Genomic DNA, 419 nt, shown 5'->3' on the forward strand with positions numbered 1-419 from the left:
TCCATAAACCTTGAAAAAGAAATACGAAAAAAGATGAATGAAACTTTAGAAAAAGCAAATGGCAACCTAAAAAGCCTTATGGGAGATGAAATGAAAATAAAAGACCTATACAAAAAAGGGCAACTAGAAAATATAAGCGTAGATCAAAGCGACCTCAAAGACTTAAAAAAAGAACTAAACAAACTTGGAGTAAGTTTCTCAGTAATGAAAAACAAAGAAAGCAAAAACTATGAAGTTTTTTTCCAAGCCAAAGACATAAAAGTAATGGAATATGCCTTTAAGCAAGTCATAGCTAAGGAAAATAAAAAAGAAAAAGAAAGTATCCTAAAACAAATAAAGAAATACAAAGACCTATCCAAGAACAAGGATAAGACAAAAGAGAAAGTCAAAAGAAAAGTAAAAGAAAAAGTAAAACCAAA

General features: G+C 28.9%; 1 protein-coding gene. It reads left to right on the forward strand.

All coding sequences use genetic code 11. From position 1 onward, the window contains the following. On the forward strand, positions 1–419 hold a 419-nt coding region (locus HMPREF0072_RS10420), incomplete at both ends, for a PcfB family protein (protein ID WP_004830458.1).

The organism is Anaerococcus lactolyticus ATCC 51172 (assembly GCF_000156575.1).
In the GTDB taxonomy this organism is placed as follows: domain Bacteria; phylum Bacillota; class Clostridia; order Tissierellales; family Peptoniphilaceae; genus Anaerococcus; species Anaerococcus lactolyticus.